The 10,918-nt window shown below is 64.8% G+C and carries 9 protein-coding genes; all 9 read right to left on the bottom strand.

Annotated elements, in window-relative coordinates; genetic code table 11:
• Positions 1-68: 68 nt before the first annotated feature.
• On the bottom strand, positions 69-902 hold the full coding sequence (locus tag ABS769_RS15565) for an anti-sigma factor (RefSeq protein WP_317062685.1): 834 nt from the start codon (positions 900-902) through the stop codon (positions 69-71).
• Positions 899-1,462, bottom strand: coding sequence for a sigma-70 family RNA polymerase sigma factor (locus ABS769_RS15560; protein ID WP_317062686.1), 564 nt, complete (start codon positions 1,460-1,462; stop codon positions 899-901). The genes ABS769_RS15565 and ABS769_RS15560 overlap by 4 nt, the downstream gene beginning before the upstream one ends.
• A 58-nt stretch (positions 1,463-1,520) precedes the next feature.
• Entirely contained in the window at positions 1,521-1,889 is a 369-nt protein-coding gene (locus ABS769_RS15555) for a hypothetical protein (protein ID WP_023903316.1), read from the bottom strand.
• An 85-nt stretch (positions 1,890-1,974) separates the two neighbouring features.
• A complete protein-coding gene (locus ABS769_RS15550) occupies positions 1,975-2,760 on the bottom strand; it encodes a hypothetical protein (protein WP_317062687.1) in 786 nt (261 codons plus the stop codon).
• A gap of 117 nt (positions 2,761-2,877) precedes the next feature.
• The gene (rnfB, locus tag ABS769_RS15545) at positions 2,878-3,309 is read right to left on the bottom strand and encodes an Rnf electron transport complex subunit RnfB (protein WP_317062688.1); all 432 of its coding nucleotides are present in this window, start codon (positions 3,307-3,309) and stop codon (positions 2,878-2,880) included.
• Between the two features lies 1 nt (position 3,310).
• On the bottom strand, positions 3,311-3,901 hold the full coding sequence (locus ABS769_RS15540; RefSeq protein WP_317062689.1) for an HAD family hydrolase: 591 nt from the start codon (positions 3,899-3,901) through the stop codon (positions 3,311-3,313).
• Between the two features lie 523 nt (positions 3,902-4,424).
• Complete coding sequence (metG, locus tag ABS769_RS15535; RefSeq protein ID WP_317062690.1) at positions 4,425-6,515, bottom strand: methionine--tRNA ligase; 2,091 nt, start codon at positions 6,513-6,515, stop codon at positions 4,425-4,427.
• 255 nt (positions 6,516-6,770) lie between these two features.
• Entirely contained in the window at positions 6,771-7,220 is a 450-nt protein-coding gene (locus ABS769_RS15530; protein ID WP_006450214.1) for a DUF2147 domain-containing protein, read from the bottom strand.
• Positions 7,221-7,325: 105 nt separating this feature from the next.
• Positions 7,326-10,916 (bottom strand): ABC transporter permease/M1 family aminopeptidase, encoded by a 3,591-nt coding sequence (locus tag ABS769_RS15525; protein WP_317062692.1) that lies wholly within the window; start codon positions 10,914-10,916, stop codon positions 7,326-7,328.
• Between the last annotated feature and the right edge of the window lie 2 nt (positions 10,917-10,918).

Genomic DNA, 10,918 nt, shown 5'->3' with positions numbered 1-10,918 from the left:
GGCGCGCATGAGGTCGTTCGTGAAACGAGCTTGCCTGCGAGAGCCTCGCAGGCAAGCTCACCGCCGGGTCAGGGCGCCATTGCCAGCGTGCTGATGCCGCCCTTGGCCACCACGGTACCGGTCGGGATGCCACCCGGCGCACCGCCCAGCGGTTCCAGGGTGACGGCCAACAGAGCCTCGTTGCTGAGCATGGGCATCAGCTGATCGGGGATCTGCGCGCGGCGTGCGCGTTGATCGTCGAAGGTGCCCATCGAATGCGGCTTGCCGTCTGCGGTGATCAACCACAGTTCGGGCACCTTGTCGGCGGTGGCGGTGCGATCCAGCGGCGTCACCGTGATGGTGTGCTTGTCGGCATCCATCAAGGCCACGTAGCCCGGCCGACCGTCTTCGGTCGCCAGCGTGGCGGTCATCGCGATGCCGGTGGCAGGCGGTGTGGCCGGGGTTGCTGGAGTCGTGACCGGCGGTGCCTGTACCACCGGGCCAGTGGCTGGCGGCTGCACCGGTGCGGGCGGCGTGTTCACGTTCAACAAGGCCAGCACGCACACTGCGGCAGTCGCCAAGCCACCGGCACTGGCCCAACGCCAGAAGCGCACGCTGTTCCACAGTGGCGTGGCCGATGTGGTGGTGGTCGATGCTGCCGGCACTGCGCGTAGCGGCGTGTCAAAGCCCAGCGTCTGGCGAATGCGCGGCCAGAGCTGATCGGACGGATTCACCGCCGCGATTTCGTCCAGCAGCGGCATCAGATGTTGCTGCCATTGCAGGACGGCCTGATCGAACTGGCTGTCGGTGGCGATGCGTTGTTCGGCCGCCAGGCGCTCGTCGGCGCTCAGCAGGCCCAGCACGTATTCGCCGGCCAGCACGTCGCGCGGCGGTTCCTGGTCGATGGGGAATGGCGTGCTCATCGTTCCAGACATGCCTTGAGTTTGGCCAGGCCACGACGGATCCAGCTCTTGACCGTGCCGATCGGCGTGTCGGTGCGCGACGCCAGTTCTTCGTAGGTGATGCCATCGAAGAACGCGGTGCGGATCAATTCGCTGCGTGGCGGTTCGAGTTCGGCCAGACAGTGGTCGATGCGGTGGCGCGTGCTGGCGCGCTCGGTGCGCTCCAGCGGTGAGGCATCGCTGGCACGCAGGTCGCCGGCATCGTCCAGGGTCACGTTGCGGCGCTGCGGTGCATTGGCGCGCAGATGGTCGATCGCCTTGTTGCGCGCAATCATCGCCAGCCACGTCAGCCCGCGTGCACGCGCCGGATCGAACTGCCCGGCCTTGTGCCAGATCAGCGTGAACACGTCCTGCAGCACTTCTTCGGCTTCGGCGCGTTGCGGAATCATGCGCAAGCACACCCCGAACAGCTTGGCCGAGGTCTGCCGATACAGCGCTTCGAAAGCATGCCGGTCGCCACCCGCAGTTGCGGTGAGCAGGCGTCCGGTTTCATCGTCGTCGTGGCCAGGAATGGCACTCATGCGGTCGGGCGTTGAGTAAGGTGGCGCCGATCCTACCGGACTGGCTACACGGTGTCTTTCACTTGTGCCGGAACCACAGCAACACAGCGGCGAGCAGCAACAGGATTTCCACGCCTGCCAGCGCAACCGTCGGTGCAGAGACCGGCCACAGCCGCGAGAGCGCGACAGTGCGGAACAGCACGATCGGGACGTAGAAGGCGAGTGCCACCAACAGCCCGGTGCGGGGTTGATCGATCCAGGCGAAGTAACCGAACAAAAACGCCATGCCCAACTGCAGGCCGCCGTAGATGACCAGGTATTCCGACTGCCCGGCCGGCGAAAGCTGGGTGTAACCGACCGCATTTGCGGTCTTGGCCGGCGAGAGCGTGCACCAGATCGCCAGGACGACATAGAGCACTGCGTTGATCCAGAGATAGGCCTTGGCCATGAGGATGTTCCTGCGTGGGGAATGGGTGCCCGGGCCGTTTTACGCAATGGCGCGTGGTCGAACGTGAAGACGGCGCGTGTCTGGTTCACGGGGCGCTGCAGCGCTTGGCCAGCGGCTGCTCGCGCGCCTGGCGCAACTCGTCTGCACTGGCCGCGCGCGCAGCAGTGTCCGGGAAAACGATGCGCACGTGCGGATAGCGGCCGCGCTCGTCGCGCAGATTGCCGACGCCGCGGAATTCGAGCAGGCGCCTGTCGGCGATGGAATAGCGCACCTCCAGCGACGGCACTGCGGCGCCGTACCAGGCATCCAGGCTGAGCCGATAGCGACGCTGGCCGGCGCTGTCGCCGATCCGTTCGACCTTGAAGGCCAGCTGGCGCTGCAGACTCGGCAGCACGAAGTCGACGCGCTGCGTTGCGCTGGCGAGTGCGTCCCATTGGGTGCGCAGATAGTCATCGAAACCGGCATCGATCACGCGCGCGCCTTCGCTGGCCGGCAGCGCGGTGCGGCGTTCGGCCTTGCCGGGTTCCTGCTGGAACATCTCGCGCACGCCATCGCGTTGGCGCACGCCTTCGCGGTAGCCGTCGCGTCCATCGAGCAGGCTGAAGTTGGGCGAGGGGCCGCCGCCATCGACCAGTTTGCGCGCGAACGGGCGCCCGTCCGTGCAGCGATACAGCACCACCCGGCCGCCGTCGTCGAGCAGCCAGTGCGACTCGCGGTAACGCAGCGCGCCGCTGTCGCCATCGAAGGCATCGCCGTCTACACGTGTGACGGCTGCGGCGCTGAGCGGCGAACAGCCCAGCACCAGCAACAACAATGGCGGGATCGGCCGGCAGCGTGCGGCTAGTGTGGCAAGGGCGGCGAATGGGCGCATCGGCGGATTCCTCGAAGGGAGTACACACCAATACGAGCGCGTCCGCAGCACGGATGCGCCGGATGCGTCAGGACGTTCCTGACGGAAGGTAGGAGTTGGAGGCCTTTTGCGAGCCGTCTAGCCGATTGTGCGCAGCTCGATGCAATCCACCGGGCAGGCTGGCAGGCAGAGCTCGCAGCCGGTGCACAGCGGCGCGATCACCGTGTGCATGTGTTTGGCGCCGCCGACGATGGCATCCACCGGGCAGGCCTGGATGCATTTGGTGCAACCGATGCAGTCGGCCTCCACGATCCACGCCACTTGCGGCGGCGTGTGGGTGCCACGGGTGCGGTCGTACGGGCGTGCAGGAACCTGCAGTGCGTGCGCCAGCGCGCGGGCACCGGCGTCGCCACCGGGCGGACAATGATCGACGTCGGCGTGCCCATCGGCCATCGCTTGCGCGTAAGGGCGACAGCCGTCGTAACCGCACTGGCCGCATTGGGTCTGCGGCAGCAGGCGGTCGAGGCGTTCGACCAGATCAGTCGTGGGGGCGGGCGTTGCAATGGGCATGTCAGTGCAACAGATTGCCGCGATACCAGCGCTGCTGCGCCAGTGCCAGCATCGGTGTGTCTTCGCGGCTATCGCCATAGGCATGCACGCACTCGTACTGCGACAGGTCGTAGCGCAGGCGGATCTGCGTGGCCTTGTGCGGCCCGCAATCGCCATTGGCGTAGCGCCCGCTCAACACGCCGGCATCGTGTTCCAGCCGATTGCAGATCAACGACAGGTCATGCAGCGCACACCAAGGCTGCAGATACAGATCCAGCGACGCCGACACCAGCACCACTTCATGCCCCTGCGCCTGGTGCCAGTCGATGCGCTGCATCACGTTCGTGCGCAACATGCCAGGCAGATCGTTGCGTGCGTACGCTGCCCCGTGCATGGTCATTTCTTCCAGCGAACGAGCGCTGAAGACCATGCGCGTGACGCGTGCGCGCAAGGCCTGCGCAGAGATCAACCCAACCCGATAGCCCAACACCCACGGACCCACCTGCAACTTCGCCGCCGCCAACTGCGCCGGCGTTGCCACCTTGCGCAGGAAGCGCGCATAGGTGTCGCAGGTAGTGATGGTGTGATCGAAGTCGAACAGGGCGAGTTGCATGGGGCTGGGAGTGGGGATGGGAACTGGGATTGGGGATTGGGGATTTGGGATTTGGGATTAGAGATTGGTTAAAGGCGCGGTGTTTTTCCTTCTCCCACCGGGAGAAGGTGCCCCGCAGGGGCGGATGAGGGTACGGGCGAAGCCACGTGCAGTTGGAGCCACACCAGGGCTTCGCCTCCGTACCCTCACCCCAACCCCTCTCCCGCAGGAGAGGGGCTTAGCCTCTTCGCTTCTCCCACCGGGAGAAGGTGCCCCGCAGGGGCGGATGAGGGTACGGACGAAGCCACATGCAGTTGGAACAGCACGTGGCTTCGCACCGTATCCTCACCCCAACCCCTCTCCCGCAGGAGAGGGGCTTAGCCTCTTCCTTCTCCCACCGGGAGAAGGTGCCCCGTAGGGGCGGATGAGGGTACGGGCGAAGCACTCGTGTCAGGTCTCCCTCAACAATCAGGTCTTGCTTTTACGAATCCCGATTCCCGATTCCCGATTCCCGATTCCCGATTCCCAAATCCCCAATCCCGCCTCACCGAACCGGCATCCCCGGCTGCGCGCCACCATCGGCATCCAGCAACGCCAACGCGCCGCCATCGAAGCCGGCCGACAAAATCATGCCTTCGCTGATGCCAAAGCGCATCTTGCGCGGCGCCAGGTTGGCGATGAACACCACGCTGCGGCCGACCAGCGTTTCCGGTTCGCCGTAGCTGGCGCGGATGCCCGAGAAGATCTGGCGCTTGCCCAGCTCGCCGGCGTCCAGCTCGAAGCGCAGCAGCTTGTCGGAGCCTTCCACGAATTCGCACACCAGCACCTTGCCGATGCGCAGGTCGAGCTTGGCGAAATCGTCGATGCCGATGAGGCTGGGATTGGGGATTGGGGATTCGGGATTCGCAGGCGCTGCCGGCTTTGCCTCGGCCTTGGACGGCGCGGGTTTGGCGGTGGTTGCGGCGGGTGCTGCTGCGGGTGCGGCTAGTGTGTCTTTTGAAGCGTCGGTCATGGCGTCGATCAGTTTGGGGTCGATACGGGTGAACAGGGCGGTGTAGGGCTGGATCACGTGCGCGGTCAGCGGGCGCGCGACGTCTTCCCAGCTGGTCATCGGTGCCGACAGGAAAGCCTCGGCCTCGGCGCAGGTGCGCGGCAGGATCGGCTTGAGTGCGGCGACCAGAATGCGGAACAGATTCAAACCCTGCGTGCATACCGATTGCAGCTGCGCATCGGCACCGTCCTGCTTGGCGATCACCCATGGCTTGGTGTCGTCGATGTACTTGTTGGCCTCGTCGGCCAGCGCCATGGTCTGGCGGATCGCGCTGGCCGCGTCGTTGCGCTCATAGGCCTCGCGGATCGGCGCCAACGCGGCGACGAAGCGCTCGTATTGCGCCAGGTCGGGCAGGGTCTCGGCCAGCTTGCCGTCGAAGCGCTTGCCGATGAAGCCGGCGCAGCGGCTGGCCAGGTTGACGAACTTGCCGACCAGATCGGAGTTCACGCGCGTGACGAAATCGCCCAGATTCAGATCCAGATCATCCACACCGCCAGAGGACTTGGCCGCGAAGTAATAGCGCAGCGCCTCCGGCTCCAGGCCCACATCCAGAAAGGTCCGCGCCATCACAAAGGTGCCGCGCGACTTGGACATCTTGGCGCCGTCCACCATCAGATAGCCGTTGACGTGCAGACGGGTCGGCGCGCGATGGCCGGTGCCGTGCAGCACCGCCGGCCAGAACAGGCCGTGGAAATTGACGATGTCCTTGCCGATGAAGTGATGCAGCTCGGTCTGCGTGCCGGCGACCAGATGCGCGTCGAAGTCTTCGCCCATCTGCGCGCAGAGCGTCTTGAAGCTGCACAGATAGCCGATCGGCGCGTCCAGCCACACGTAGAAATACTTGCCCGGCTGGCCGGGAATCTGGAAGCCGAAGTACGGCGCATCGCGCGAGATGTCCCACGCGCGCAGGCCGCCTTCGGTATCCAGCCATTCCTTGAGCTTGGCCTTGACGCCCGGCAGTGCGACATCGCCAGCCAGCCACTCACGCAAAAAGCCGTCGAAATGGCCCACTTCGAAGAAGAAATGCTCCGAATCGCGCAGCTCGGGCGTGGCGCCGGAGATCACCGATTTGGGCTCCTTCAGCTCGGTCGGGGCATAAGTGGCGCCACAGACCTCGCAGTTGTCGCCGTATTGGTCGGCGCTGCCGCAGTTGGGGCAGATGCCCTTGATATAGCGATCCGGCAGAAACATGCCCTTGGCCGGGTCGTAGAACTGCGCCACCGAGCGCCGGCTGATGTGACCGGCCGCTTCCAGCTTGCTGTAGAAGGCCTCGGTGAGCTCGCGATTGACCGGCGAATTGGTCGAATCGTAATGATCGAAGGTCACCCCGAACGCGGCGAAATCGCGCTCATGGCTGGCCTGGATGTTGGCGATGAAGGCCTCCGGGGTCACCCCGGCCTTTTCGGCGGCGAGCATGATCGGCGTGCCGTGGGTGTCGTCGGCACAGACGAACCAGGTCTTGTCGCCGCGCAGGCGGCGCGCGCGCACCCAGATGTCGGCCTGGATATAGCCGACCAGATGGCCAAGATGCAGCGGCCCGTTGGCGTAGGGCAGGGCGGTGGTGACGAGTGCGGTGCGGGTCATGGCAGGCGTAATGCGGGGGACGGGCGATTATCGCATTAGTCGGGAATGGGGATTCGGGAATCGGGAATCGGTCAAAGCAGGGTCAGGCGGCCGTGTTGTTGAGGCGCGCAGGCATTTGGCTGTCCATTGGGCGTCATTGGCTGGCGATCGTCGCCTGCCAGGTCTCGCCGCACAGATACGCGCGGATGGACACGCACAAAAAAGGCGCCCTTGCGGGCGCCTGCTCTTACCGATTCCCCAATCCCGATTCCCGATTTACTCGCGAATCCAGGTCTGGGTCCGGCCCAGCGCCTCGATGCCGACGTAACCGCGCATCTGCAACTTCTTGCCGCCGTCGGTCAGGGTGACCTTGGCCTTATAGGTCTTGCCCTTGGCCGGGTCGAGCACCGAGCCGCCGCTCCACACCGCGGTGCCGTCGGGCTTGAGGCCCCACAGGATGGTCATGCCCTTGATCGGCTTGCCTTTCTGGGCGCCATCGCATTTGTCGCAGAGCGGGTTCGGGCCCTTGTCCGATTGCAGGATGTCCACCACCTTGCCGCTCAGCGTGCCGTTGCCGGTTTGTTCGATCTGCACCACCGACTTGGGCTTGCCGGTCTCGTCGTCGATGGTCTTCCAGCGGCCCACCGGCGAGTCGGCGGCCTGGGCCAGCAGCGAGGCCGCAGCCAGCGGCAGGGCCAGCATCAGGGTCTTGAAGGTCTTGCGCATGTGTCCCCTCCCAGGGATTGCTGTGGCCGCCGTCGGCGACCTGATCGCAATGTATACCGTGGAGTATGGTGGCGGAAAGACGCGCTGCGGCATGCGTTCATTCGGCTATTGCAGCGTCACCTGCTTGCGGTTGTCCGCCGGCACGCGGTAGATCAGTTTGTTGTCGGGGTCGAAGCCGGCTTCCGCAGGCAGGCCGTCGACCGTAGCCGTGAAACTCGGCGCGGCGCTGGTGATGTGCTGACGCTGCAGGTACAGCACCGGTGCTTGCGCGTCCTTGCCAGCGGCCTTTCCGTAGATCGCTACCTCGATCCAGTCGTCCAACGGCACTGCGTGCTCCTTGCCCTTGCCGTCGGCTTGCAACTTGGCCGCATGCGTCTGCACGGTGACCTCATAGCGCCCATCGGGGCGCTTGCGTGCCTGCGCGCTCACCACGCGGTTGTCGTAGAAGGTGATCTTCTCGAACAGGTCGGTGATCAGCCCCTGCTGATCCGGGCGCGCCTCGGCCCGAATGGTCTGCAGCAGCTCGGCCGAGGTGGTGTAAGGCGGTTGTTCGAACGCCTTGGCGGCCAGGAAGCGCTGCAACGCGCGGTTGAGCGCCTGCTCACCGATCTCTTCGCGCAGCCGGTAAAACGCCAGCGAGCCCTTGCGGTAGTGGATGTATTGCTGGTCTTCCACGCGATACAGCGGCAATTCCTCGATGGTTTCGCCGCCACGGCCTTCCAGATAGCGGTCCAGTTCGTACTTGAGAAAGCGGCGCATGTGGGCGCGTCCGTACTCGCGTTCCATCACCATCAGCGCCGAATACTGCGCCAGCGATTCCGACAGCATGGTGGCGCCTTGCACGTTCGCGCCGATCACCTGATGCGCCCACCATTGATGCGCCACTTCGTGGGCGGTGACATAGAACACGTAGTCGATATCGTTCTTGTCGCGCAGATCGGCAATGAAGCCGATCGATTCGGAGTAGGGAATGGTGTTGGCGAACGACTGTGCAAATCGCGCGTAGCCGGGGAACTCGATGATGCGCACCTGATGGTGCTGATACGGGCTGAAATTGGCCTCGTAATAGGCCAGCGATTTCTGCACGCTCTCGATCATGCGTTGCACGTTGTATGGGTGCTTGGGGTCGTAATAGATTTCGATCGGGATGTTCTTGTAACGCGCCTTGCGCACTTCCCAGCGTGCCGACAGGTAGGCGTAGAAGTTGAGCATCGGGCGGTCCATCACGTAGCGGAAGCAGCGCCTGCCATCGCGTTGGAATTCTTTCTGCAGATAGCCCGGTGCCAGGGCGATCTGATCCGGTGCGGTGCAGACGGTGCTGGCAAAACCGAGCCAGTCGGCATCGTTGCTGACGTAGCTGTTGGCACGCGCGGCCTGATCTTCCAGCTTGGGCATGCGCGTGGGTTCGCCCAGGCCGCGCTTGCGGCGGTCGTTGCGGTCGGTGATCTCGGTCTGCGTGTTGTAGCCGAACCAGGGCAGCAGGGTATTGTTGAAAAAGCTGCCGTTGGCGACCAGTTCGGTTTGCGCCTGTTCGGCGGTGAGGCCGTGCGGATGCTGGTCCACGCGGAAGCGGAACACGCGCTCTTCGCCAGGTTGCAGCGGCTTTTGCAGGCGATAGATGCGGTAGCCGGCCGGGACGTCGTGCGTGGTCAGGGTCTGCCCGCCCAGATCCACCTTTACCAGGCTGCGGTCGCCAGTGCGGCCTTGCATGCCGATGTGCACCTCGCTGATCGGCGCGGTGTGGGTGTTGCGCACTGTCCAGGTGGCATCGATGACGACCGACTGGGTTTCTGGATGCAGATCGACATGGTTGTCGATCGCGACGATACGCGGCTGCGGGAGATCCTTGTACTTGCGGTAATCGCGCTCGTAGCGCGCCTGCAGATCCAGCCGCTGTTCCGGCGACAGGAAGCTGTTGTAGACGTTGGTGTTCCAGTACAGCCAGCCGCCGACCGCCGCGAAGCCGAGCAGGGTGGCCGCCAATGCCGCACCGGTCGGGCTGCGCAGGCGCCGCAACGCCAGCCGCACACGCTGTCGCAACCCATGGCCCACGCCGCGCGGCCAGAATGCCGAGGACAGCAACAGCAAGGCCAGCAGGAACACGCCCCAGTAGCCCTGAAACCACAACTGCCCGGGCAAGAAGTGCCCGTAGCCGTTCATGTCCGAATACGGTGCGTTGGGCCAGCCGCCGAAGGTGTAGAGGTTCTGGGTGTAGTCGAGCATCGACAGCACCGATTGCCCGATCAACACCAGCATCAGCAGCGCATAGCCGACGAACTTGTTGTTGCTCAGCACCTGCAGCGCCAAGGCCATGCCGCCCATCAGCACGTACAGCACCGAGCCCAGTGCCAGGGTCTTGAGATACAGCAGCGGTTCGATGCTGGTGTAGCCACGGCCAAGCTGCAGCGCGATCGAGGTCAGCGCACCGGCGAGCTGGAAGCTGGCGATCACCGCCAGCAAGGCGACGAACTTGCCGAGCAACGGCACCCAATCTGGTACCGGCATCGCGTCGGTGATGCCGTCGATGCGGTTGCTGCGCTCCTTCCACACCAGCTCGCCGGCATAGAACAGCACCACGATGATCAGCAGAAAGCTGTAGCTGTTCTGCAGCGCCTCCAGCATCAACGAGGTCACCGGCAGCACGGCGGTGCCGTAATTGCGCGAATTGAACAAGGCGGTCGGGATGAAGTTGGCCAAGCCCAGCAGCAGCAGCACCACGAACGGCGCACTGCGCAGCACGCCGAGCGTGTCGAAGCGGATCTGCCGCAGCAGCTGCTTCCAGGCGGTTGCCGCGCCGAAGCTCGGCGTGACCGTCAGGCGCGGCGTGGTGACGCGTGTGCTGGTGGGCGCCGTATCGGCAGGCGCAATCGCGCCAGCGCCACGGCGCCGACGCGTGCCGCTGCGCTCGGTGCGAAACAGCGCGAAGGTGGCGGCGAACAGCACACCGCTCATGCCCAACCACACCGCGCGATTGGCGAGCAGATAACCGGTCAGTGGCGGCAACTGGTGATTGCGCTGGTCCACCGACCAGTAGCGCAGCGTTTGCGACAACGCGCGGATGCCGAGCGGGTCGGACAGCGTGGCGATCCACACATTGTCCAGGTCGGCCATCAGCGCACGGCTCACGCCATACAGCACGAAAAACACGATCACCCCGATATAGACCCACAGGATGCTGCGCGTGGTCACCGCCAGCACCGACAGCAGCGCGGTGGTGAACAGCAGATTGGGCAGCACCAGCACCAGCAACGACCACAGATAGGGCAGCACTGTGACCGGGCCGAGCCGTGCCTGATCGATCCACGGCATGAATTGCGCCGCGAACATGCCCAGCGCGATCACCACGTACATCACCATACCGGCGATCAGCGCCGCGCCGATGCGGCCAAGCAGATAGTCGCGCCGCCGCACCGGTGTGGAAAACACCAGCTCGGCAGTGCCCAGGTCGAAGTCCCGCAGCAAGGCATTGCTGACGAACAGGGTGATCACCAGCAGACCGAGCAGGCTGAAAAGCCCCAGCAGCGTAGCGATCACGGTCGGCGCATTGCGCAGCACGTTGCCGATGCCGCCACCGATCTGCACCGCATCGCTGGACAGTGCGGCAAACGCCAGCAACGCATACAGCGCAGCCAGCAGCCACAGGAAGGGCGAGCGCAGTTGTTCGCGCAGCTCGAAGCGCAGGAACGCCAGGATCATCG

Origin of the sequence: Xanthomonas hortorum, from assembly GCF_040279205.1 — a bacterium.
Taxonomy (GTDB): domain Bacteria; phylum Pseudomonadota; class Gammaproteobacteria; order Xanthomonadales; family Xanthomonadaceae; genus Xanthomonas; species Xanthomonas hortorum_F.
Note: the sequence above shows the minus strand (reverse complement) of the source record. Positions and strands in the feature narration are given on the sequence as shown.

Excerpts from the sequence above, each read along its gene's own strand:
- ABS769_RS15565 (WP_317062685.1), bottom strand. The coding sequence starts at position 902 with ATGAGCACGCCATTCCCCATCGACCAGGAACCGCCGCGCGACGTGCTG.
- ABS769_RS15560 (WP_317062686.1), bottom strand. The coding sequence starts at position 1,462 with ATGAGTGCCATTCCTGGCCACGACGACGATGAAACCGGACGCCTGCTC.
- ABS769_RS15555 (WP_023903316.1), bottom strand. The coding sequence starts at position 1,889 with ATGGCCAAGGCCTATCTCTGGATCAACGCAGTGCTCTATGTCGTCCTG.
- ABS769_RS15550 (WP_317062687.1), bottom strand. The coding sequence starts at position 2,760 with ATGCGCCCATTCGCCGCCCTTGCCACACTAGCCGCACGCTGCCGGCCG.
- rnfB (WP_317062688.1), bottom strand. The coding sequence starts at position 3,309 with ATGCCCATTGCAACGCCCGCCCCCACGACTGATCTGGTCGAACGCCTC.
- ABS769_RS15540 (WP_317062689.1), bottom strand. The coding sequence starts at position 3,901 with ATGCAACTCGCCCTGTTCGACTTCGATCACACCATCACTACCTGCGAC.
- metG (WP_317062690.1), bottom strand. The coding sequence starts at position 6,515 with ATGACCCGCACCGCACTCGTCACCACCGCCCTGCCCTACGCCAACGGG.
- ABS769_RS15530 (WP_006450214.1), bottom strand. The coding sequence starts at position 7,220 with ATGCGCAAGACCTTCAAGACCCTGATGCTGGCCCTGCCGCTGGCTGCG.
- ABS769_RS15525 (WP_317062692.1), bottom strand. The coding sequence starts at position 10,916 with ATGATCCTGGCGTTCCTGCGCTTCGAGCTGCGCGAACAACTGCGCTCG.